General features: G+C 63.8%; 24 protein-coding genes. 18 read left to right on the top strand and 6 right to left on the bottom strand.

Annotation, left to right across the window (positions count from 1 at the left end; genetic code table 11):
• Positions 1-9 precede the first annotated feature (9 nt).
• From BM374_RS07775 to BM374_RS07740, 8 genes are all read left to right on the top strand, one after another.
• The gene (locus BM374_RS07775; protein ID WP_092290692.1) at positions 10-1,392 is read left to right on the top strand and encodes a pyruvate dehydrogenase complex E1 component subunit beta; all 1,383 of its coding nucleotides are present in this window, start codon (positions 10-12) and stop codon (positions 1,390-1,392) included.
• Positions 1,393-1,395: 3 nt separating this feature from the next.
• Positions 1,396-1,698 (top strand): DUF5076 domain-containing protein, encoded by a 303-nt coding sequence (locus tag BM374_RS07770; protein ID WP_008547332.1) that lies wholly within the window; start codon positions 1,396-1,398, stop codon positions 1,696-1,698.
• A gap of 2 nt (positions 1,699-1,700) precedes the next feature.
• Complete coding sequence (locus tag BM374_RS07765; RefSeq protein WP_092290690.1) at positions 1,701-2,153, top strand: nucleoside deaminase; 453 nt, start codon at positions 1,701-1,703, stop codon at positions 2,151-2,153.
• A gap of 62 nt (positions 2,154-2,215) precedes the next feature.
• On the top strand, positions 2,216-3,556 hold the full coding sequence (locus BM374_RS07760; RefSeq protein WP_092290688.1) for a pyruvate dehydrogenase complex dihydrolipoamide acetyltransferase: 1,341 nt from the start codon (positions 2,216-2,218) through the stop codon (positions 3,554-3,556).
• A 6-nt stretch (positions 3,557-3,562) separates the two neighbouring features.
• Positions 3,563-3,796: a hypothetical protein gene (locus BM374_RS07755; protein ID WP_092290686.1), complete on the top strand. Its 234-nt coding sequence runs from the start codon at positions 3,563-3,565 to the stop codon at positions 3,794-3,796.
• 17 nt (positions 3,797-3,813) lie between these two features.
• Entirely contained in the window at positions 3,814-5,232 is a 1,419-nt protein-coding gene (gene lpdA, locus BM374_RS07750) for a dihydrolipoyl dehydrogenase (protein ID WP_092290684.1), read from the top strand.
• Between the two features lie 124 nt (positions 5,233-5,356).
• Positions 5,357-6,598, top strand: a complete 1,242-nt coding sequence (locus tag BM374_RS07745; protein WP_092290682.1) for a threonine synthase — start codon at positions 5,357-5,359, stop codon at positions 6,596-6,598.
• 86 nt (positions 6,599-6,684) lie between these two features.
• A complete protein-coding gene (locus BM374_RS07740) occupies positions 6,685-7,656 on the top strand; it encodes a tripartite tricarboxylate transporter substrate binding protein BugD (RefSeq protein WP_092290680.1) in 972 nt (323 codons plus the stop codon).
• 11 nt (positions 7,657-7,667) lie between these two features.
• Here the strand turns inward: BM374_RS07740 and BM374_RS07735 are convergent, their stop codons facing one another.
• From BM374_RS07735 to BM374_RS07725, 3 genes are all read right to left on the bottom strand, one after another.
• Positions 7,668-8,054 carry a response regulator transcription factor gene (locus tag BM374_RS07735; RefSeq protein ID WP_092291838.1) on the bottom strand — a complete coding sequence of 129 codons (387 nt, stop codon included), beginning with the start codon at positions 8,052-8,054 and terminating at the stop codon, positions 7,668-7,670.
• 98 nt (positions 8,055-8,152) lie between these two features.
• Positions 8,153-8,824, bottom strand: coding sequence for a response regulator transcription factor (locus BM374_RS07730; RefSeq protein ID WP_092290678.1), 672 nt, complete (start codon positions 8,822-8,824; stop codon positions 8,153-8,155).
• Complete coding sequence (locus BM374_RS07725) at positions 8,821-10,803, bottom strand: PAS domain S-box protein (protein WP_177248222.1); 1,983 nt, start codon at positions 10,801-10,803, stop codon at positions 8,821-8,823. The genes BM374_RS07730 and BM374_RS07725 overlap by 4 nt, the downstream gene beginning before the upstream one ends.
• Positions 10,804-11,853: 1,050 nt before the next feature.
• Here BM374_RS07725 and BM374_RS07710 point away from each other — a divergent pair.
• Positions 11,854-12,042, top strand: a complete 189-nt coding sequence (locus BM374_RS07710; protein WP_092290672.1) for a hypothetical protein — start codon at positions 11,854-11,856, stop codon at positions 12,040-12,042.
• Between the two features lie 143 nt (positions 12,043-12,185).
• On the top strand, positions 12,186-12,380 hold the full coding sequence (locus tag BM374_RS37810) for a hypothetical protein (RefSeq protein WP_143270164.1): 195 nt from the start codon (positions 12,186-12,188) through the stop codon (positions 12,378-12,380).
• Between the two features lie 75 nt (positions 12,381-12,455).
• Here the strand turns inward: BM374_RS37810 and BM374_RS07700 are convergent, their stop codons facing one another.
• Complete coding sequence (locus BM374_RS07700; RefSeq protein WP_092290668.1) at positions 12,456-14,642, bottom strand: lytic transglycosylase domain-containing protein; 2,187 nt, start codon at positions 14,640-14,642, stop codon at positions 12,456-12,458.
• A 55-nt stretch (positions 14,643-14,697) separates the two neighbouring features.
• On the opposite strand from BM374_RS07700, the gene BM374_RS37805 reads away from it, so the two are divergent.
• The 8 genes from BM374_RS37805 (at position 14,698) to BM374_RS07665 (ending at position 19,460) form a co-directional block, all read left to right on the top strand.
• The gene (locus BM374_RS37805) at positions 14,698-14,922 is read left to right on the top strand and encodes a hypothetical protein (RefSeq protein WP_143270163.1); all 225 of its coding nucleotides are present in this window, start codon (positions 14,698-14,700) and stop codon (positions 14,920-14,922) included.
• A gap of 35 nt (positions 14,923-14,957) precedes the next feature.
• Complete coding sequence (locus BM374_RS07695; protein ID WP_092290666.1) at positions 14,958-16,694, top strand: adenylate/guanylate cyclase domain-containing protein; 1,737 nt, start codon at positions 14,958-14,960, stop codon at positions 16,692-16,694.
• A gap of 105 nt (positions 16,695-16,799) precedes the next feature.
• On the top strand, positions 16,800-16,976 hold the full coding sequence (locus tag BM374_RS38470) for a hypothetical protein (protein WP_177248166.1): 177 nt from the start codon (positions 16,800-16,802) through the stop codon (positions 16,974-16,976).
• A 218-nt stretch (positions 16,977-17,194) separates the two neighbouring features.
• Positions 17,195-17,407 carry a hypothetical protein gene (locus BM374_RS07690; RefSeq protein ID WP_092290664.1) on the top strand — a complete coding sequence of 71 codons (213 nt, stop codon included), beginning with the start codon at positions 17,195-17,197 and terminating at the stop codon, positions 17,405-17,407.
• Positions 17,408-17,880: 473 nt separating this feature from the next.
• Positions 17,881-18,102, top strand: coding sequence for a hypothetical protein (locus tag BM374_RS07680; protein WP_092290660.1), 222 nt, complete (start codon positions 17,881-17,883; stop codon positions 18,100-18,102).
• Positions 18,103-18,172: 70 nt separating this feature from the next.
• Positions 18,173-18,463, top strand: coding sequence for a hypothetical protein (locus tag BM374_RS07675; RefSeq protein WP_092290658.1), 291 nt, complete (start codon positions 18,173-18,175; stop codon positions 18,461-18,463).
• Between the two features lie 3 nt (positions 18,464-18,466).
• Positions 18,467-18,676, top strand: a complete 210-nt coding sequence (locus tag BM374_RS07670) for a CbtB domain-containing protein (protein ID WP_092290656.1) — start codon at positions 18,467-18,469, stop codon at positions 18,674-18,676.
• 10 nt (positions 18,677-18,686) lie between these two features.
• Positions 18,687-19,460 (top strand): CbtA family protein, encoded by a 774-nt coding sequence (locus tag BM374_RS07665; protein WP_092290654.1) that lies wholly within the window; start codon positions 18,687-18,689, stop codon positions 19,458-19,460.
• 25 nt (positions 19,461-19,485) lie between these two features.
• Here the strand turns inward: BM374_RS07665 and BM374_RS07660 are convergent, their stop codons facing one another.
• The gene (locus tag BM374_RS07660) at positions 19,486-20,553 is read right to left on the bottom strand and encodes a HoxN/HupN/NixA family nickel/cobalt transporter (protein WP_092290652.1); all 1,068 of its coding nucleotides are present in this window, start codon (positions 20,551-20,553) and stop codon (positions 19,486-19,488) included.
• A 4-nt stretch (positions 20,554-20,557) separates the two neighbouring features.
• A complete protein-coding gene (locus tag BM374_RS07655; protein WP_092290650.1) occupies positions 20,558-20,836 on the bottom strand; it encodes a metal/formaldehyde-sensitive transcriptional repressor in 279 nt (92 codons plus the stop codon).
• Positions 20,837-21,082 lie beyond the last annotated feature (246 nt).

The following is a 21,082-nucleotide window of genomic DNA, read 5'->3' as shown; positions in this document are numbered from 1 at the left end:
GGAGTCGATATGCCAATTCAAGTGCTGATGCCCGCGTTGTCGCCCACGATGGAAAAGGGCAACCTCGCCAAATGGCTTAAAAAAGAGGGCGAGGCGATCAAGTCCGGCGACGTGATCGCAGAGATCGAGACCGACAAGGCCACCATGGAGGTCGAGGCGACCGATGAGGGCACGCTCGGCAAGATCCTGATCCCTGAGGGGACCGCCGACGTTGCGGTGAACACGCCCATCGCGACCATCCTCGCCGACGGCGAGAGCGCCGCCGATCTTGCCAAGGCGCCTGCACCGGCGGCCAAGGCTGCGGAATCTGCGCCGCCCGCCGCTGCCAAGGCCGAAGCGCCGGCGCCCAAGGCCGCACCTGCGCCGCAGGCTGTCGCAGAACCCGATCCCGAAGTGCCCGCCGGTACCGAGATGGTCACCCAGACCATCCGCGAAGCGCTGCGCGATGCCATGGCCGAAGAAATGCGCCGCGACCCCGACGTGTTCGTGATGGGCGAAGAGGTCGCCGAATATCAGGGCGCCTACAAGGTGACCCAGGGCCTGCTGCAGGAGTTCGGCGCGCGGCGCGTCATCGACACCCCGATCACCGAGCACGGCTTTGCGGGCGTCGGCGTCGGCGCCGCGATGACCGGGCTCAAGCCCGTCGTCGAGTTCATGACCTTCAACTTCGCCATGCAGGCGATCGACCAGATCATCAACTCCGCGGCCAAGACGCTCTACATGTCCGGCGGCCAGATGGGCTGCTCGATCGTGTTCCGCGGGCCGAACGGCGCAGCGGCGCGCGTTGCCGCCCAGCACAGCCAGGATTATTCGGCCTGGTACTCGAACGTCCCGGGCCTCAAGGTCGTCGCGCCGTTCTCGGCAGCCGATTACAAGGGCCTGCTCAAGGCCGCGATCCGCGATCCCAATCCGGTGATCTTCCTCGAGAACGAGGTGCTCTACGGTCACACCGGCGAAGTACCGAAGCTCGACGATTTCGTCATCCCGATCGGCAAGGCGCGCATTGTGCGCACGGGCTCCCACGTCACCATCATCTCGTGGTCGAACGGCATGACCTATGCGCTGAAGGCCGCCGATGAGCTCGCCAAGGACGGCATCGAAGCCGAGGTGATCGACCTGCGCACGCTGCGTCCGATGGACACCGAGACCATCGTCAACTCGGTCAAGAAGACCGGCCGCGCCGTCACGGTGGAAGAGGGCTGGGCCCAGAGCGGCGTCGGCGCCGAGATCGCCGCACGCATCATGGAAAACGCCTTCGACTATCTCGACGCGCCGGTGGCGCGCGTCGCCGGCAAGGACGTGCCGATGCCTTACGCGGCGAACCTGGAGAAGCTCGCGCTGCCTTCGGCGGCGGAAGTCGTCGAGGCCGCCAAAGCCGTCTGCTACAGGTAGACCATGGCGGGCCCGAAGGAGCAGCCACTACCCCCCGACGTCATGACCCGCGACGACGCGGTCGAGATCCTGCGCGTGTTCGTGCTGGATGGCGGACTGTCAATGGCGTTCCAGCGGGCCTTCGAGGAGCCCGACATGTGGGGCCTGCTGCTGGTCGACCTCGCCCGCCACGCCGCGCGCGCCTATGCGCGCGAGAGCGAATACACCGAGGAAGACGCGCTGAACCGGATCCTCGACATGTTCCAGGCCGAGATCGAACGTCCGACGGATACCGGCACGACGACGCCGCGCGGGAAGGGACACTGACCGTGGCCGTCGAAGCCCACCACCACGATCTCATGCTGGAGGCGATCCGCGAAGCGGAAGCCTCGATCGCGCAAGGCGGCCTGCCGATCGGCGCCGTGCTGACGCGCGATAACAAGATCATCGCCCGCGGCCACAACAACCGCGTGCAGGAGAACAATCCAATTTTGCACGGCGAGATGAGCTGCCTGCGCCAAGCCGGCGCGATCTCGTTCCACGACACTGTCATGTACACCACGCTGTCGCCATGCTCGATGTGTGCCGGCGCGCTCGCTCTGTTCAAGGTCAAGCTCGTGGTGATCGGCGAGTCCGTTACCTTCGAGGGCTCCAAGGACATCCTCGACAAGTTCGGGATTCCCTGGCTCGACCTTGCCGACGAGCGCTCCATCGCCATGATGAAGAATTGGCGTTCCATCCCTGCCAATGAGCGCCTGTGGCAAGGCGACATCGGCAACTAAACCTGGTCTGTTCGTCTTCACTTTCGAAGACGACGTTTTGAGAAGTTCTTCGTGAGGTCAGCATGCCCATCAACATCCTGATGCCAGCTCTTTCGCCGACGATGGAGAAGGGCAACCTCGCCAAGTGGCTGAAAAAGGAAGGCGACAAGGTCAAGTCCGGCGACGTGATCGCCGAGATCGAGACCGACAAGGCCACCATGGAAGTCGAGGCGATCGACGAGGGCACCATCGCCAAGATCCTGGTGCCCGAGGGCACGCAGGACGTGCCAGTCAACGACGTGATCGCGGTGCTCGCCGGCGAGGGCGAGGACGTGAAGGCCGCAGGTAGCGCCAAACCCAGTGCTTCGGCTGCGCCGCCCAAAGCGGCTGAAGCACCTGCACCTGCGCCTGCCGCGCCCAAGGCGGCGCCGGCACCCGCTGCCGCTCCCGCGCCGCAGGCTGCTGCGCCCGCCGCGCAGGGCAACGGCCATGCCGGCCGCGTGTTCTCCTCCCCGCTGGCGCGCCGTCTCGCCAAGGAAGCCGGCATCGACGTCGGCATGGTCACCGGCACCGGCCCGCACGGCCGCGTCGTTGCGCGTGACGTCGAGCAGGCCAAATCAGGCAAGGGCCTCAAGGCGCCCGCGGCAGCTCCGTCCGGTGGTGCGCCCGCGATCGCGCCGACCATGTCGGACAAGCAGATCCTGTCGCTGTTCGAGCCCGGCTCCTACGACATCGTCCCCCATGACGGCATGCGCCGCACCATCGCGCAGCGCCTGACCGCGTCGATCCAGAACGTCCCGCACTTCTATCTCACCATCGATTGCGACATCGGCAAGCTGCTCGCCGCGCGCGAGGAGATCAACGCCGCAGCTCCGAAGGACAAGGAGAAGAAGCCGCTCTACAAAATTTCGGTCAACGACTTCGTCATCAAGGCGATGGCGGTGGCGCTGCAGAAGATCCCGAACTGCAACGTCAGCTGGACCGAAAGCGGCATGGTCAAGCACCACCATTCCGACGTCGGCGTCGCCGTGGCGATGCCCGGCGGCCTGATCACGCCGATCATCCGCAAGGCGGAGACCAAGACGCTCTCGACCATCTCCAACGAGATGAAGGATTTTGCCGCGCGCGCGCGTTCCCGCAAATTGAAGCCCGAGGAATACCAGGGCGGCACCACGGCCGTCTCCAACCTCGGCATGTTCGGCATCAAGGACTTCACGGCGGTGATCAACCCGCCGCATGCCACGATCCTTGCTGTGGGCACCAGCGAGGAGCGGCCGGTGGTGCGGAGCGGCAAGATCGAGATCGCAACAATGATGAGCGTGACGCTGTCCTGCGATCATCGCGCCATCGACGGTGCGCTCGGCGCCGAGCTGATCGGCGCATTCAAGCAGCTGATCGAAAACCCCGTCATGATGATGGTCTGATGGCGCATGAGGACGCGCTGGCCCTGGATCTCGATGCTGGTTTCGTTGATCCTCGTGCTCAACCCCTACGGCCTCGAGATCATTGAGGCCGCCTTCTTTGCCGGCCAGGGGCTGTCGCGCAGCATCTGGGGTCCCATCGCACTCACCATCTTTGCCATGATGGCCGCGGCCATTCTCATGGAATGGCTGATCAGAATCTACGTCTTCAAACGCCGCGCCCGCGGCGCAACGATCGCTTGAGTTGAATGGGAGCCGCCATGGCCGATACATCCTTCGACGTCATCATCATCGGCTCGGGTCCGGGCGGCTATGTCACCGCGATCCGGGCCGCGCAGCTCGGCTTCAAGACCGCCATCGTCGAGAAGTCCTATCTCGGCGGCATCTGTCTGAACTGGGGCTGTATCCCGACCAAGGCGCTGTTACGCTCCGCCGAGATCTACCATTACATGCAGCACGCCGGCGATTACGGCCTCTCGGCCGAGAAGGTGTCGTTCGATCCGAAGGCGGTGGTGCAGCGCTCGCGCGGTGTCTCCAAGCGGCTCAACGACGGCGTCGGCTTCCTGATGAAGAAGAACAAGGTGAGCATCATCTGGGGTGCCGCCTCGATCGACGCGCCCGGCAAGATCACCGTGAAGAAATCCGATGTCGAGGGCCCGAAGGGCTCGCTCGGTGAGGGGGCCTATCAGGCCAAGCACATCATCGTCGCGACCGGCGCGCGGCCGCGCGTTCTGCCGGGGCTCGAGCCCGACAAGAAGCTGATCTGGACCTATTTTGAAGCGATGGTGCCGGAGCGGATGCCGAAGTCGCTGCTGGTGATGGGCTCAGGGGCGATCGGCATCGAGTTCGCGTCCTTCTTCAAGACCATGGGCTCCGACGTCACCGTGGTCGAGGTGCTGCCGCAGATCCTCCCGGTCGAGGATGCTGAAATCGCGGGCCTTGCGCGCAAGCGGCTCGAGAAGCAGGGCATCAAGATCCTCACCAATACCGGCGTCACCAAGCTGGAGAAGAAGAGCGACAGCGTGGTCGCAACGCTCGACGACGGCAAGGCGAAGCAGACGGCGGAGTTCGAGCGCGTGATCTCGGCAGTCGGCGTCGTCGGCAACATCGAGAATCTCGGCCTCGAAAAGCTCGGCGTCAAAACCGAGCGCGGCTGCATCGTCATCGACGGCTACGGCAAGACCAACGTGCCCGGCATCTACGCCATTGGCGATGTCGCCGGTCCCCCGATGCTGGCCCATAAGGCCGAGCATGAGGGCGTGATCTGCATCGAGGCGATCAAGGGCCTGCATCCGCATCCGATGGACAAGCTGATGATCCCGGGCTGCACCTATTGTCACCCGCAGGTCGCATCCGTCGGTCTCACCGAAGCCAAGGCCAAGGAGAGCGGCCGCGAGATCCGGGTCGGGCGCTTCCCCTTCGTCGGCAACGGCAAGGCGATCGCGCTCGGCGAGGACCAGGGCCTCGTCAAGGTCATCTTCGACAAGAAGACCGGCCAGCTGTTAGGGGCCCACATGGTCGGCGCTGAAGTGACCGAATTGATCCAGGGCTACGTCGTCGCCATGAATCTGGAGACGACGGAAGAAGAGCTGATGCACACGGTATTCCCGCATCCGACGCTATCGGAGATGATGAAGGAAGCCGTGCTGGATGCGTATGGACGGGTGTTGAATATCTAGAGCCGTCATTGCGAGCGAAGCGAAGCAATCCAGACTCCCTCTGCGGAAAGATCCTGGATTGGTTCGCTACGCTCGCAATGACGAGCAGAGAGAGCCGGTTGCAAAACAAGAAGGAAATCATCCCATGCACGACAACGACAATCTCACCATCGAACGCCCGACCTTCGTCACGCATCTCGAATGTGCGATGGAAGGCGATCATTACGCGGCTGACCAGGTCCATAACCTCTCCAAGGCCGGCAAGCCGCTACTCGTCCGCTATGACCTTGCGGGCGTGAAGAAGGCGCTGACCAAGGACGCGCTGGCCCAACGTCCCGCCGACATGTGGCGGTATCGCGAGCTGCTGCCGGTGCGCAAATGCAAGGACATCGTTTCGCTCGGCGAAGTCGCGACGCCGCTGATCCGGCTGCCCAAGCTCGGCAAGAAACTCGGCGCCGGCGAGATCATCGTCAAGGACGAGGGACGCCTGCCGACCGGCTCGTTCAAGGCGCGCGGCCTCGTCATGGCGGTGTCGATGGGCAAGGCGCTCGGCATCAAGCACATGGCGATGCCGACCAATGGCAATGCCGGCGCAGCGCTCGCGGCTTACGCAACATCCTGCGGTATCAAGACCACGATCTTCTGCCCGGCGGACACGCCTGAAGTGAACGTCAGCGAGATCGAGCTGCAGGGCGCGACCGTCTACCGGGTCAACGGCTATATCGACGATTGCGGCAAGATCGTCGGCGAAGGAAAGGCAAAAGTCGGCTGGTTCGACACCTCCACGCTGAAGGAGCCGTACCGCATCGAAGGCAAGAAGACGATGGGCCTCGAGCTTGCCGAGCAGCTCGGCTGGGACGTGCCCGACGTGATCTTCTATCCGACCGGCGGCGGCACCGGCCTGATCGGCATGTGGAAGGCGTTCGACGAGCTCGAGAAGATCGGTTTCATCGGCTCGAAGCGCCCGCGCATGGTGGCGGTGCAGGCGTCCGGCTGCGCGCCGATGGTCCGCGCCTATGAGGCAGGCAGCGAGCATGCAGCCCGCTGGGAGGATGCGCACACGATCGCTTCGGGCATCCGCGTGCCGCAGGCGATCGGCGATTTCCTGATCCTGCGCGCCGTGCGCGAGAGCAAAGGCTTCGCCATCGCGGTCGACGACGACAAGATCTCTTCGGCGCTGAACGAGGTCGCGCGCGAGGAGGGGCTCTTGCTGTGCCCCGAGGGCGCCGCGACCTATGCCGCCTACAAGGAAAGCCTCGCCGATGGCCGCGTCTCGAAGAGTGACCGCGTGATGCTGTTCAATTGCGCGACCGGTCTGAAGTACCCGCTGCCGCCGGTGACCCGCACACTCGATCGCCACAAGCCGATCGACTACGCGCAGTTCTAGCGCGTCATTTCGCCTCTTCACGAACGATTGCTCTTCCCGTACGCGGGAAGAGACAAAACAAAAATGACATCGTCGGGGAGACCATAGTGAAGAAGGCCATCTGGGTCGGGCTGATCGGATTTCTCGCGCTCACCGGTGCCGCGCGCGCCGACGACTATCCCTCGCACCCCATCACCATCATCGTGCCCTTTGCGGCTGGCGGTCCGTCCGATGCGATGGCACGCGTGCTTGCCGAGCGTATGCGCGTCTCGCTCGGCCAGCCGCTGGTGATCGAGAATGTCACTGGCGCTGGCGGTTCCATCGGGGTAGGGCGCGCCGTGCATTCGCCGCCCGACGGCTACACCATCTCGTTCGGCCATCTCGGCACCCATGTCGCCAACGGCGCCGTCTACAAGCTCAACTACGATCTCGTTGCCGATCTCGAACCGGTGGTGCTGCTGCCGAGCAATCCGATGATCGTGGTCAGCAAGAACGCGGTGCCGGCGACATCGCTCAAAGAGCTGCTGGACTGGTTGAAGTCGCGACCATCGCCGCCGACGGCGGGCACGGCCGGGGCCGGCTCCGGCAGCCACATCGCCGGCGTCTATTTCGAGAGCGTCTCCGGCATCAAGCTGCAATATGTCCCGTATCGCGGCACCGCGCCAGCGCTGAACGACCTCATCGCCGGCCAGATCGATATCATCGTCGACCAGACCTCCAACTCCATCAACCAGGTCCGCGCCGGCACCATCCGCGCCTACGCCGTCACCGATGACAAGCGTCTGGCCTCGGCGCCCGACATCCCGACCGCGGATGAAGCGGGCCTGAAGGGCTTCAACATGACGCTGTGGTCGGGCATGTGGGTGCCGAAGGGCACGCCGAAGGAAATTGTCACCCAGCTCAATGCGGCAGCCGTGGAAGCGCTGAACGATCCCGGCGTGAAGAAGCAGCTCGAAAGCCAGGGCCTGGAAATGACGCCCAAGGATCAGCTCACGCCGGAGGCGCTCGGCATCAGGCAGAAGGCCGAGATCGCAAAGTGGTGGCCGATCATCAAGGCGGCGAACATCACGGTGGATTGACGGCTAGGCAATCACCCCTGGGCTTCGTCGCCTGGCGCCAGCGCCCGATGCAGGCATTGCATCATATCCGTGGGGGCAAATGGCTTACCGAGAAAACAGATTGCCCCGGCCTTGAGCGCGCGCGTACGCACGCTCTCATCCGGGTAACCTGTGATGAAGATGAACGGCGTAGACGACCCTTGCGCGCGCATCAGCGTTAGCAGGTCGATGCCGGTCATCGATGGCATCTGGATGTCGGCGATCACGCACGAGGTGTCAGTTGCAACGCTCGAGCTCAAGAATTCCTCGGCGGAAGCGAATGTATGGACGATGTAACCGCGGGATTTCAAAAGATTGTTGATCGCCGCCCGTACGTAAGGGTCATCATCAAGCACCGAAATGACCGAAGCTGCCGGCAAGACGTCCACTCCTGGCCCGGGATTACGCGCTTGCCGTCGCCACGGCTTACCTATGAACACGCAAGGTGGACCTGCCAGTCACCATTGGAAACTCATACTTAGGTTTGTACGTCGCGCTTGCCGGACCCAATTCCGAGCGCCTCGCTCATCCTCACCAGATCGGCCAGGGACTTCGCGCCCATTTTTCGCATGATCTGGCCGCGATAGATCTTGACGGTGATCTCGGCCAATCCGAGCTGGGCGGCCACTTGCTTGTTCATCAGGCCGGACGTTACCAGTGACAATACGTCGCGCTCGCGGGAGGACAGGGACTCGAAACGTGATCTGACGGTCGATACCACCTTGTTGAGGTCGCGCCGTTTGCGGTCTCGCTCGATCGCGGTCTGGACCGCGTCCAGGATGTCCTGGTCGCGGACCGGCTTGGTCAGGAAGTCGACGGCGCCGCTCTTCATGGCCCGAACGGTCATGGGAATATCGCCATGACCGGTAATGAAGATAATGGGCGTGTGGATATTTGCCTTGGCAAGTTCAGACTGCAGGTCGAGCCCGCTGGATCCGGGCAGGCGGATGTCGAGCACCAGGCAGCTCGGGACTTCCGGCGGCTTGGCCTGGAGCAGTTGCGGGGCCGAGCCGAATGCTTCGACCTTGAGGCCGACCGATTCGAATAGATTGGTGAGCGCACGGCGCATCGACACGTCGTCGTCGACGATGAAGACGATTGGCTGGTCGCCGTCCTCCTGCGACGGCGAAGGCTCCGCGCGCTCGGTCACGATGTTTCCTGTAGATGGCGGGGCAGGGTAACCTGAAAAGTCGCGCCGTGCTCCTGGTTCGGTGCTGCGGAAAGGCGTCCGCCATGAGCCTCGATGATGGAGCGGCAGATCGACAGCCCCATGCCCATGCCGGAGGACTTCGTCGTGAAGAACGGTGTGAACAGGCGGTCAATCGCCTGTTCACTGATGCCGACGCCGCAGTCGGCGACGCTCAACAGCACCGCCTCGTCGCCATCCGCCGCTGAGCGAATGGCCAGCTCGCGCGGGCGGTCATCGATGCCTTCCATGGCTTCGATGCCGTTCATGATCAAGTTGATCAGGACCTGTTGCAATTGGATTCGATCGCCAAAGATCTTGGGTAGCGCGGAAGACAGCTCCATTCGTACCGACACGGCATGGTTGGCCATCTCGCGCTGAACGAGCGCGACGGCCTCGCGGACGACGACATTGGCATCGAGGGGAACCATCTCGACGTCCGAGCCCTTGGCGAGTGCCCGAACGCGGCGGATGACGTCGCTGGCACGCGTGCCATCCTCGATGATCCACTCCACGGAGCGGCGGGCCGCTTTGAAATCGGGCGGACTGCGTTGCAGCCAGGAGAGGCAAGCGTCGGCATTCGCGATCACTGCGGCGAGCGGCTGATTGATTTCATGGGCAATGGAAGTCGTCAGCTCCCCTAGCGTTGTCACGCGCGTCACGTGGGCAAGCTCGGCTTGGGCCTTGCGCAGCGCCTCTTCGGCCTGATCGGCTCGGATCGCTGCAGTTATGTCGGTGCAGACGCCGCGGTAACCCAGAAAAGTACCCTCAGCGTCAAAAAATGGCTTGCCGCTCGTCCGGACGTAGACCGGCTGCCCGTTGCGGTCCTTGATGCGATACACCAGGTCGCGGAATGGAACGTGGGCGTCGAGCGCCGCCCGATGCTGTCGCCATTTTTCGGGTTCGAGATCTGCATCCGGAGCGATGTCCCAACGTGTGAGCCCGATCACGCCGGCCGGGGCGGTAGTGGTATCCGAATGTTCCGATATCAGGGTCACCCGGTGGTCCGGCCCTGTCTCCCAGAACCAGTCAGATGCGGTCTCGGCGTAGTCGCGAAAGCGCTGCTCACTCTCGCGAAGCCTGCGCTCTGCCTCCTTGGCCGCCGTGATGTCGCTCACCGATCCCACGAACTCTACATGACCGGCGGAATCTCGGGTGGCCCGGGCGACCGCACGGACATGCTTGATAGAGCCGTCGGGCATCACGAGCCGGTATTCGTGGTCGTAGTCCTTTCCCTCGCGCGCTGCCTGACCCGTGGTCCGTTGCACTGCGAGCCGGTCCTCCGGATGAATCCGCTCGAGCATGACCGGGATTCGAGGCTTGCTGCCCTCATCGCATTCGAAGATGCGATAGGTCTCCTTGGACCATGTGATCTCGCGGGTTGCGGCCTTCCAGCCGAAACTGCCGGTGTGGCTCAGTTCCTGAGCCTGGGCGAGATAGGCTTCGCTCTGGCGCAGAGCATTCTCCGCTTCCTTGCGCTCGGTGATGTTCTCGCAGGCGACCAGCACGATTGGCCCGCCATTGGCCCTCAGCATGGTCTTGGCGTTCTCGCGCACCCATAGTACCGAGCCGTCCTTGCGTATCTTCCGGATCTCCCAGGTGTGGGACTGGTCGACGGTCTCGAGGCACAGCGCAACGCATGCGCGGACGAAGTCACGATCTTCCTCGAAGAAGACATCCAGTACCGATCGGCCGATCAGCTCTGCGGCCGTATAGCCCAGCTGCTCAGCGCCGAACGTGTTCACGTTGATCACGGTTCCGGCCGGATCGACCATGAAATACATGACCGGATTGTGCTCGAAGACTTGCTGCCATTGCTTGACAGCCTCGAGCAGACCGCCGTCGGGCTGCATGTGCGGCTTGGCGGTTACAGTTTGTCTGACACAGCCGGCGAGGAATTGCGCGGCTGACTTCCCGAACGTCACTGCCCGGCGAGGCTTCATTGCAGACGCTCCCGGCGCTCTCTGCGTGAAGTAGAGCATGTTGCTGCGAAGGGAGCAATTCCGGCCAAAGTCGGATGAGGGGTTACGAGGGTTGCCTTTGGATCGACCGCTCGCGCCCAAGCCATCGCTGCGCGGCAACTGGGCCTCTGCCGCCAAAATTTCGCGGGGTCCGTGCAGCGCGAGCATCGTGCGCTGTCTCGTTGAACATGAACGAGCTGGGAAGTTCCGGGCGAATACGGACAAACCTAGGTATAGCTCCTCCAACCCTAGTCATGTCGGTCATTTACGTCCGTACAATTGAGCGCTTCAGGGCGAGCGGACTACCCTCACGACCAATCGGGAGTGGCGACCAGCCAGTCGCAGCGAGCGCAACCGCAAGCAACAGAGGGAGACAAAAAAATGTGCGATGCATCCGTACTTCCTGAGGTTGGCCAACCAGAGTCCAGACCGTGCTCTTCAGTCAACGGCTGTGCGGTCTGTGGCGGAAAGTTTGGCCTGATCCGCCACTACTCGTGGCGCACCGCGCTCTGCTCAAAGAAGTGCGTCGATCGCTTCCGCACGCGCCGCGAGCGCGACCGCAGTTGGTTGTTCCGGACTCAAGTCGCCTGAAGCTGATGTAGAGCTGACGTCGTTCCACAGGCCTGATCCGGGAGCCCGTGTCTTGAACCGCACTTGCAAGCTCTTGTGCTCAATCGCTCTCTTCTGCTCTGCCGGGACGCTCCGGGCGCAGGATGCGGGAAGCGGCGCCGCTCATCGACAGCATCCGCCCGAGGATCTGGCGCTGCACGAAAAATTCTATTCGACGTGGCACATGCCGGATAACCCGAGCCTCAGTTGCTGCAACAGCGCCGATTGCTACCCGACCGACATCAAGTACGTCGACGGCCAGATCTATGCACGGCGCAGGGAGGACGGACGATACATTCTGGTCCCGCCGCAAAAAGTGGAGCGAAACAGGGATAATCCGGACGGCCGAAACCATCTTTGCGCCCCACCGCCCGCACTGTCTCCGCTGGACAGCGTTTACTGCTTTGCCTTGGGAGGAGCCACATGAGATTCGCGTTCGTGCTGGTGAACGACCGGACCCCGTTCCGGCAGACCTGGTGCATGCAGTGCTGCGAGACGATCAGCGGCGGCTATCTCCGCGAGATCGCGACGCGTCTGCCTTACTGCGACCATCAGTGCTACGCGTTGTTCTGCGAGGCCCTCGCACAAGATCGCTTGAGGGCGGCTTCATGAAATTCGTGTTGGTCAATCACGAGAGCCCGCTGTGCACGGCCACGTGCAGCACATGCTCGCGGTCGATCCTATCCGGCTATGTCCGTCACGTGCGGACACAGCGCCATTACTGCGACTATGACTGCTACCGTCGAGGCGAACTCATGACGCTGCTGATGCCCTGGTCGATGCCTTGGTGCAGTGAGCCGGCCGCCGGGAACACGATCGAGATGCTGACAGTCCTGAGTGCCGTCTCGTGCTGGAGCTTCACGATACAGATCTGGACGTTTGCGAGAGCCCTGACCGGCGCGCTTCTGGACAGTCGCGATCTGACCACGAGGGAAGGAGGCGAAACCTAGCTACGCGACTGCACTCGCGTGGAAGCCGCAGCAACGTAACCTGCCAGACGCCCAGTCCAGCCCCGGTGGCGTCGATTAGGGAGCGGGTGCTGCGGCCGCCACGGGTGCGGCTGCGCCTGTCTGGTCCGTCACCACGCGCTGGTCGGCCTTGCCGGCGACCGCGCCGCTGCCCTCGAACCTCGCGCGGTAGACCAACACGTTCTCCATCACGCGCTGGACGTAGTTGCGCGTCTCCGACAGCGGGATGCGCTCGACCCAATCGACCGGATCGACCTTGGGATCTCTGGGGTCGCCATGCGCCTGCACCCATTCGCGCACCCGGCCGCGGCCGGCATTGTAGCCGGCGAAGGTCATGATCTGGTTGCCGCGATATTCCGACAAGAGTGCGCTGAGCTCGGCGGCGCCCATCTGTGTGTTGTAGACGGGGTCGGAGACCATCCTGTCCCAGTCGTAGGTCACGCCGAAGCGCTTTGCGGTATCGCGGCCGGCTTCCGGCGTCACCTGCATCAGCCCGACGGCATTGGCAGAGGACTTGTCGCGCTGGTCGAATGCGCTTTCGGTCCGCGCCACCGAATAGATCACACTGGTCTCGATCGCCGGCGCCACCTGCTTGTGCTCGGGAATGCCGATGGTCGGGAACGCATAATGGTCGAGCGCCATCCCGCGGGCCAGCGCCGACTTGCCGACCTCGAGCATCACGCGCGCATCGTTGTGCTGGCCGGCAAGTTCGCCGAGCGCCCCGAGTGCCGCGACGTCGGAGCTCTCCTTGGCGAAATCCTCGGCAAAATAGAGCACCACGTCGCGCTCGCCGATGCCGTACAGCATGTCGGCGGCGCGGACGCGCTCGTCGGCCGCCGGCGTGTCGGCGGCAGCCAGCACGGGTGAGGGCGCGCGCAGCTCGATTCCCTCGAGGCCGAGCCTTGCGCGGGCGAGCTGGCCGTAATAGGCGGTCGGATAGCGCGCGGCCGCCTTGTAGCTCATGCGCGCATCAGCCTTGGCTCCCATCGCCTCGGCCGCGCGGCCGCGCCAGTAATGCGCGCGCGACAGCGCGATCGGATTGGTCGAGCCTTCGTCGATCGCAGCGAAGTGTGCCATCGCCGTCTTGGGATCGTCGAGATAGCGCAGCGCGATCCAGCCGCACATGAAGTGATAGTCGACGCGATAGACCTCCATCGCCGGCACCGCGGCGGCGCGCACCACGTCGTACGCGGTCCTGAACTTGCCCTGGTCGAGCAGTTTCCGGGCGAGCAGGCGGCGCTCGCGCCACCAGGCGTCGGTGTCCTGGGCCGCCATCGTCTCGGGCGCAGCAGCCAGGATCAGTTCGGCTGCATCGTCGATGTGGTCCTTCTGCAGATGCCATTGCGCGCGGCACAGGACATAGCCGAGGTCGCGGCGGGCGTCTGCCGACACATCGTCGAGATAATCCTTGGCCTTGTCGGCCTTGCCGTTGACCGCAGCGCACGCCTTGACGATGGCGAGGGCATCCTCGCCAAGTCGTTTTGCGGCGCGCTTTGCGCCGGCATAGTCCTTGGCGCCAAGACGCTTGTCCATGCGGGCGCGATGATCTTCGGGCCGCAACAGATCGTGGAACGCTTCGTAGGAATCTTCCTCGCTGCGCTCGGACAATTCGTCCGAGCGCCAGGCCTCGCGGACGAGACGCGCGGCCCGGTCGCTGTCGCCCTCGGTGATCAGCACCCGGGCGAGGGCGAACTTGCCCTTGGCACTGGTCGGCCGGTCCATCGTGAAGGTGTGCACAGTCGCCGCATCGCTCTTCTCCTGCCACAGCCGCGCCTCGGCGCGGCGGCGCAGCAGCGCGGTGCTCGGCCAATCCGGATTGGCGGCGAGGAAGGCGGCGTAGCGCTTGAAATTCGCGGTACTCTCGGAATGGCGAAGCATGAACCAGTCGGCGAGCTTCTGTCCGGCGGGATCGGCAATGCGATCGCGCGCCGCCGTCGCATCATCGGCCTTGCCCTTGCGCGCGAGGTCGATCGCATCCTTCAGCGCGGCAAGGTCGCCGGTCAGTGGCGGCGGCGCCGGCTTGTCCGCGGGCTCGTCGTCCGGCTTCTTCGACTTGTGCTTGGCCTCGGCATGCTTGTTACGGCGCGATTTCGCCGCGGCATGACGCTGCTTGCCCGCTTTCGCCTCGTGCGTCTTCTTGGAACCAGACGATTTGTGACTGCTCTTCGCCACTAGCTCGGTGGGCACGAAGACCAAAGCGGCAACGGCAACGACACACGCGAGCGAGCGTAGGCACTGGTTCATCCCATGGTCCCCCCTGCGAAACCACTACAAACCAAGGTCCGCGACGACATGCGGCTTGAGAATCAACGACACCGGCAACGATGCCACGCATCGTCTCGCATTCCTCACGCTCCCGCAACAATGCGGCAAAATCCGGATGGAACTCGGGAACTCAGAAGTGGCCGAAGCGTCAGGAGTTTTAACCTTTGTTAACGAAGGGGCTCACGCGACGGCTGAGCGCTGTTTCCAGCGCCACGAAGGGGCGATTGCGCGTGTTCCCAGCGAAGATCCGGTGTATTGAGTTCCAAAGATCCTTCTATTCAGCCATTGCCCTTCATGCCGCTTTTCAACCAGTCGATCCGGCGCAAGATCGTCGGCATCGCCCTCGGATTGATCGTCCTGATGCTGGTCACCTCGATCCTGTCGATGGTGATGTCGAGCAAGGTCGGCATTCTCCTGGACGAACTGACCAACCGCTACATCCCGGCCTACGGCCATCTGGCCCGTGCCAATGTCCGCTCGCTGGAGCGGGCGCTGGCGTTGCGCCGCATGGTCATGACCAGGATGCAATCGCCGTCGGACGAGGAGGCCTATGCGGCGCGTCTGCACGAGTTCGAGGTCACGGACCGGAGGATCGAGGAGGAGGCCGAGGGCGCGCGCAAGCTCATCAACGCGATCATCGACGATCCCAGGACCCCTTCGGATAATGCCGCGCTGGCGCGGATCGAGATCCGCATCGAAACCGCCGTCACCGACCTGCGCCGCGACCTGGATCAGGATCGCGCAGCGCTCCTCAAGCAGGTCGATGGCAAGCAGATGGCGGAGGCCCGCGCTACGCTGGAGCATATCGACGGCGTGCGCGACCAGTTCAACCAGAAGATCGATGCGATCCGCACCGACATGCTGGCGCAGGTGTTTTTCAGCACCGCGCAAGTGATCGGCCATCAGCGCCAGGCGATCATCGTGTCGGGTGTCGTGACCTTGCTCGCAGCGATCGTCGGGTTCGTCTTTGCGCTGCTGGTGTCCAGCGGCATCACCCGCCCGGTGCGGCTGCTGCTCGCCGGCACCCGCGAGGTCGAAGCGGGGCGCTTCGACAAGACAATTGCCGTCTCGACCCAGGACGAGATCGGCGAGCTTGCGGCCGCCTTCAACCGCATGATCGAGCAGCTGCGCCACAACGAGCGCATTCGCGAGACCTTCGGCCGCTACATCGATCCCAAGGTGGTGCAGGGCCTGATCGACCGGCCCGAGGTCGCCATCGACGGCCAGCGCCGGGTGATGACCATCATGTTCTCCGACATGAGCGGCTTCACCTCGATGAGCGAGGGCATGACCCCGCGAGGCCTCGTCAAGGTGATGAACCACTATTTCACCGTCATGTCCGGCCCAATCCGCAGCAATCGCGGCATCATCGACAAATATATCGGCGACGCCATCATGGCCTATTGGGGCCCGCCCTTCATCGAGGAGAACGAGCAGGCGCTGCTCGCAGGACTATCCGCCATCGAGATGGTTGAGCAGGTGCCCGCGCTGCAGACGCAATTGCCGGACCTGCTCGGTATCCGCGCCATGCCGGCGCCATGCGACCTGCGCATCGGCATTGCCACCGGCGAGGTCCTGACCGGCAGCATCGGCTCCGAGCTGATGATGAGCTTCACGGTGATGGGCGATGCCGTGAACCTCGCCTCGCGTCTCGAGGCCGCGAACAAGGTCTACGGCACCCGTATCCTGATCGGGCAGGCGACTGCGGAGGCGATCGGCGCGAAGCTAGAGCTGCGCGAGATCGATCGTCTGGCAGTCGCAGGGCAAAGTGCGCCTCAAGCGATCTTCGAGGTGATGGGCAGGGCCGGCGCGCTGACCGCGGCGCAACAGAGCCTTCGCAAGCACTATGCCGAAGGACTTACCGCCTATCGCGCGCGCCGCTTCGACGACGCACGCATGGCGTTCAACGCCGTGCTGGAGAGCAGCCCCGGCGACGGTCCTTCGCGCAGACTGCTTGCCCGCATCGTTGAGTTCGAGGCCAGCCCACCGGCGGCCGATTGGGATGGCGCCTGGCGGATGGACAGCAAATAACAGTCTGCCCGCGAATAATTGTTTCTACTCCATAACGATGTTCGCCGTGACCTAATTTGCAGGCTTAGCTTTGTTGTCCCTAGGGCGTTTGATGGGGATACGCCGATGACAGAACTTGAGGACAGGCTGGAGCGGTTTGAGACACTCACCGCCGAATGCGAACTGATTGCCAAGCTCGCCACCGACAGCACCAAGCGCGAAATCTACCTGAAGCTCGGGGAGCAGTATCGCCAGCTCGCGGTGGACATGCGCCAGGCGATCGCGACCAAGGCTGCTGCCTGACGGGGCCTGAGGGCTTTTCCGCTGGAGCGAGGCACGATGCGGGGCATTCGTCCCGTGGCGTGGCGTCGCCCGGTCGCAATCGGTTCTTAACAATTGAGCCGCATCCTTGATGTGAAGCAGGGAGTCGCCCATCGCGATTCGCTGCGGTGGGAATGCCTGGGGCAAGATTGCGCTGCAATGTTGCCCGCGAACCTAGCTCGTCCGGCGGTCGACATCCCATGCGCCTGTTTGCGGTCATCTTGTTTGCGCTTCTGACAGCAGCCTGCGACAAGGAGCAGGACGTCACCGGCTCGACCCCTGTTTGCCCAATGCGCAGCTACTCATCGTTCAATCCGCGCGACATGAATCAGTGCGTGGCCGCCTGCAAGGCGTGCGACCACGGTAACACGGTCACCTGCTCGACAGCCTGCACGCTCCACGGCGCGCGGTGAGGGGCGCGATGGAACAGTGGCGCGGATGGGGCGGCGATCGGGGAACGGCGAGCACTGAGTGGCTTGGCGGTGCTCCGGCACCGGAACGATTTACTTGGGTTAGTCATTAGAGGAGGGCGGCAGGACGCGGAGTCCTATGGAATGGGTATGCTCGATCCCGGTCGGTTTCTGGTGTCGTGCTCGCATTGCGAGGCATGGCCGATGGCGGCTAACGTCAAACGCTCGAACTGGTCGGCATCCCCGCACGAAGTCCGCTTCGTGTGCCCGCGCTGTCGCCGCGAAGAGACGGCCATCATCTCGGCCTCCGGTGAGCTGACGCCGATCAAGCGCATCGATGTTCCGCCGCGAGACGTCAAAGCCGCCTGGGCTCAGGCTCAGCAGCGACCCAGAGGGCGAGCGTAACCTGAGCGCTTTCGGAACTCGGCTGCTCGTCTAGCGTTTCCGCTTCGACAGCAACGTACCGAGAGCGGCGCATGATCAGCGAGCATTTCGACACCCGTACGCGGATCAACATGAAGCTGGCGCTGGACCGGGTCTGCCGCAATCGCCCCGACGGAGAGGATCATCGCTTCCGCAAATCGGTTGCGGAAAACATCATTCGTTGCGCACTCAATGGCCGCACCGGCATCGGCCAGCTCGTCGATGCCGGCGAGCGCGCGATGATCAGGACGCGTGGGGAGCGCCGGCCCGATTGAGGCCTGCGGAAAATCGTCGACATGGTAGGATCGCGGCCAGGAGCATGGTGCTCATGGGACGTGCAACAGCTTGAGCAGCGAAGTCCATTGGCGGGATGACATCGCCTCGCTGGTGTTTCCGGTCCGCGGACACGGCGCGATCTGCGCCGTGCACCGCGGCGCATTCCGGACGCTGCTCGGCACCGAGCCCTCGCCCGAGGCCTGCCTCGGCTATTTCCGGCGGTTCGAGGCCGTGTTTCGCGCGGCCGCCGGCGCCAAGATTATCCGCAGGGGCATTTTGCCTGGGACAAGTCTGCATCTTACCAGTCGCGACGTCGCCCGGAAGCTGCTAGAAGACGGCCAAATCGCCAATGGAGAATAGACCATGAGCCAGTCTCAGCTCGCCCACGCCGCCCAGACCTCGACCCAGGCCGCGCTTCCGGTCGCCGCGGGGCAGGTGGGACGGCTGTCGCAGGCTCTGATGGCCATGGTGCTCGGCCTGTTCGTTGTCGGCATGGTCGGCTTCTCCAATATCGACGTGGTCCACAACGCCGCCCACGACGTGCGCCACTCGAACGCATTCCCCTGCCACTGACCGGGGTGGCATGGGCACGTTTCGCTCGATCGTCTTCGCCTCGGTCATCTCAGGTTTCATCGTCGGTCTCGTCGTCACGCTCGTCCAGCAGTTCGGCACCGTTCCCCTGATCCTGAAGGCGGAAGTCTTCGAGAAGGCGGCGCAGACGCACCAGCATGACGCCCCGGTCGCGGCGCAGCCGGCGGCGGCCGGCCACGACCACGCAACCCACGATCACGGCGACCATGAGCATGGCGCCGGCGACCATGAGCATGGCGCCGGGGCCTGGGAGCCGCGCGATGGGTTTGAGCGCAATGCCTATACGGCCGCCGCAAACATCCTGACCGCGATCGGATTCGCACTGCTGCTGGCCGGCTTCTTCGCCGTGCGCACCGGCGCGACCGGCATGAGCGTGTCCTGGCACGAAGGCCTGCTGTGGGGTCTGGCGGGATTCGCCGTCTTCACCCTGGCACCTGGCCTCGGCTTGCCGCCGGAGCTGCCCGGCGTGCCGGCCGCGCCGCTGTTGTCGCGCCAGATCTGGTGGCTGGCGGCCGTGCTGGCGACGGCCGGAGGGCTTGCCATGATTGCGTTCCGCCGCTCGGTGCCGGCGGCGATGTCAGGCGTGATCCTGCTGACCCTGCCGCATCTGATCGGCGCACCGGAACTCGCCAATGTCGAAACCAATGTCCCGTCGTCGCTGACGCATCAGTTCGTCACGGCGGTGACAGTGACGAGCCTGGTGTTCTGGACGCTGCTCGGCGGTCTGACCAGCGCAGTGTTCGCGCGCTTCGATCAGCGGGCCTGAAGCTTGCGCCATCGCTGACGAGGGATCACGACATCAGTTCGTGCAGTCCGGTCCAGCCGGTGTAGAAGCCGACGAAGACGATCAGGACCGCCGAGACGTAGGGCGCGCGGTGGGCGTAGCGGCTGAAGCCGCGCCAGTGTCGTTCGACATGGCGCAGGCTGAGCGCTGCGAGAACGCCGGCCGACACCATCGTGATCGCGAGCCCGATGCCGAAGGACAACACCAGCACGAAGCCGAGGCTGAACTGCTTCAGCTGAAGGCAAAGCAGCAGCACGGTGATGGCGGCGGGGCAGGGGATCAGTCCGCCGGTGAGACCGAACAGGACGATCTGCAGGGTCGTCACGCTGCGCCCGCCAAAGCGCTTGCGGATGTCGGCGGCATGGGCTCGGGCATGCGCGTCGTCCTCGTCGCCGAGATCGATATGGCCGTGATCGTGCTCCTCGAATAAGAGCTCGGTGGAATCGCCGGCAAGCGCGATGCGCGCCTTGAAGGCGTGCGGCTCGGGAATCTCCGCGACGCTTTCGAGATATCCGTCCCGGGCCGCGAAGGCGAATGTCTGCTCCGAGCCGTCCTCGCGGATCGTGGTCACCTTGATGTCGCCGGCGGCGGGAAGCGCGCCGTTCTCGCTCCTGATGCGCCAGCGAGGTGGCACGCCGTCTTCGAACACCTCCAGCAGGAGCGGCATCCCGGCGAGCGAGATCGTTTGCGGCTCGTCGTGGTGGTGATGGTCGTGCTCGTGCTCGTGGTTTTGATCCCGCCAGGTGCGCCAGACCATCCAGCCGGCGATGCCGACGATGATGACGGCGGAAGCCAGTTGCAGCCAGGCCTCGCTGCGTTCGCCCGATAATTCCTGGCCGAAATACAATCCCGCGAGCGCGACCGCCCAGACGATCGCGGTGTGGGAGATGGTCGCCGAGAGGCCGAGCAGCGCCGCCTGAAACACCGTTCCCCTGATGGCGATGATGAACGCGGCCATCATGGTCTTGGAATGCCCAGGCTCCAGGCCATGCAGGGCGCCGAGCAGGATCGCGCTGGGCACGAACAGCCATGCGTGCGCGCTGCTTTGTTGGAGCAGGTGAGACAGGTCGATCATCTCTTCACTTTAAATAGGTTCGGACGACGTCGATGAGGTCGGCGGCACCCTTGGCCTTCTCCGGATCCTTCTCGTGCGCGGGATCCACGACATGATGGCGGATATGATCTTCCAGCAGCTCGGTTGTGAGGCCGCTGATCGCGCCCTTCACCGAAGCCACCAGCATCAGCACATCGGCGCAGCCGATCTCCGATTCGAGCGCGCGCTCGACGGCGTCCAATTGCCCCTTGATGCGCCGGACGCGGCCGATGAGTTTCGACTTGTGTTTGATGGTGTGCGACATGAATGTAAGATAGGGGGGTACCCTATCCATGTCAAAGCTCGCCTGGAGGCTGCATTGGCCTGACCCCGCTGAGGGCGACTCAGTTGCGGCTATCAGTCATCGCCGCAAAGATGGTCGCGCGCCTTTAGTGGCGAAATCAGAGATTGTGGACTGTCATCTTTGCGAGGTATCGCGGTAAGCAAATCCGTGTCTTCCCGGTAACGATTGTGCTGTCTGCGCAACATCCCTGTGCGATTTAACCCTTCT

It is taken from the genome of Bradyrhizobium sp. Ghvi, from assembly GCF_900115265.1.
GTDB lineage: Bacteria > Pseudomonadota > Alphaproteobacteria > Rhizobiales > Xanthobacteraceae > Bradyrhizobium.
Note: the sequence above shows the minus strand (reverse complement) of the source record. Positions and strands in the feature narration are given on the sequence as shown.